This is a genomic window from Nostoc flagelliforme FACHB-838 (assembly GCF_014698065.1).
Lineage (GTDB): Bacteria > Cyanobacteriota > Cyanobacteriia > Cyanobacteriales > Nostocaceae > Nostoc > Nostoc flagelliforme_B.
Map to the genome: position 1 here is coordinate 1 of NZ_JACJSI010000705.1, position 1,690 is coordinate 1,690.

The following is a 1,690-nucleotide window of genomic DNA, read 5'->3' on the forward strand; positions in this document are numbered from 1 at the left end:
CTGATTCGACTACAGGTGAGATCAGTGAGAATTCTTTGAGTTGCATTCAACATCAGTGCATTCAGGGAATAACCCTCACCTTACCTGATTTTGGGCTTAACCGAACCGTATTGGCTTTGCAAATTGTGATCAAGAAGTTGCTGGTGAAATATCCGCAGCGGGGAATTGCGATTGTTGATGGGGAGTTGATTAGGGCGAGTATCGTGAGCGGTAGTTTGAGAACTTTATAAAGTAAAGTTTTGTAAATTATTCAAGTTCTTGCGAAAAACCGGAGTTTTCGGATGAAAACTTAGTAGCCTAATTATTGGCTATTTAATAGCTAGTAACTTGATTTATGCTTAACTAAAGTTTGCTGCTGCTATCATTGGAGGCTTGCAATGTCAGGTTTAGGTTTTGCTTGTTGGGGTGCTTTAGCGGCTATCGCTTTCGGTGTCAGCTTTTGTACCATTGATTGTGCGAACGCTCAAATTACTCCAAATGGCACTTTACCTAATAACACTAGCGTCACAAGAGAGGGTGACACTTTTAACATTACTGGAGGAACTCAAGCTGGTGGAAACTTATTCCATAGTTTTGGTGAGTTTTCTGTGAATACTGGTAGCATTGCTTCTTTTAATAATGCTCTGAATATTCAAAATATTATTAGTCGAGTTACAGGTGGCTCAGTTTCTAATATTGATGGGATAATTCGCGCTAACGGCACGGCTAACCTGTTTCTAATTAATCCCAATGGAATTGTATTTGGTCGTAATGCACGTTTGGAAATAGGTGGGTCATTCTTAGCAAGTACTGCCAGTCAGGGCGGCCGCATCATGTCAATAAGCATACTTTATTGAGAATAGATTTAAAATCAATGTCATTAAGTTTTGCTTATTGCGAAAGTTTTAGGCGATCGCTTTGGGGCTTAAAAAATAATCAAGCTCGAAATCCTGATTTTTTCGTTGGTTCTTAACCTTCGTTGTGATCAAGAGTAATTTAGATGCGTTTGCCCTGTACTGCCAGTAGCTTTAAGTTTCCAAATAACTTAGAATTTAGTGCAAAAACTCCTCAGTCTGCACCCTTGCTGAGTATCAATGTTCCACTTGGTTTGCAATATGAGGCAAATCCAGGCAGTATCATTAACCAATCTCAAGCAATCGATAGTAATGGTGAAATTGTTGGTTTACAAGTGCTGGCTAATAGAACATTAGCACTAATAGGTGGTGATGTTGTTATAGAAGGAGGTTCCCTTATCGCTCCATCAGGACGGATTGAGTTAGGGAGTGTTGCTGATAACAGCTTTGTGAGCTTGGCATCAAATGATACTGGCTATGTTTTAAATTATGAAGGGATTGAAAAATTTAAAGATATTCGTCTAACACAAGCAGCTTATGTCGCTACCGATGGAGATACTGGCGGTAGTATTCAAGTACAAAGTGCTAATGCAACACTTACAGATGGAGCGAGAATTTCAGCAATTACTTCAGGTAAGGGTACAGGAATAGGTATAACATTAAACACTACTGAACGTGTGCAACTGATTGGTAGCTCTACCGCACGTTTATATCCAACTGCATTACTTGTTAACTCTGACCCTAATAGACTTGTCCGAAATATTAACTTAGGAAAAGAAAAATGGTAAAACGTTTAAGTAAGTGTCTACCATTTTTCTGTATTAGTTATGGTTTTTGATTATATCCAGAAGTATCCG

At 38.8% G+C, this 1,690-nt stretch carries 1 protein-coding gene and 2 pseudogenes; all 3 read left to right on the forward strand.

The window, feature by feature from the left end:
- Positions 1–230, forward strand: a pseudogene (locus tag H6G97_RS50945) (hypothetical protein); the annotation flags it as partial.
- A gap of 147 nt (positions 231–377) precedes the next feature.
- Positions 378–797, forward strand: a pseudogene (locus tag H6G97_RS50950) (two-partner secretion domain-containing protein); the annotation flags it as partial.
- A gap of 182 nt (positions 798–979) precedes the next feature.
- On the forward strand, positions 980–1,621 hold the full coding sequence (locus tag H6G97_RS50955; protein WP_190947759.1) for a two-partner secretion domain-containing protein: 642 nt from the start codon (positions 980–982) through the stop codon (positions 1,619–1,621).
- Positions 1,622–1,690: the final 69 nt, after the last annotated feature.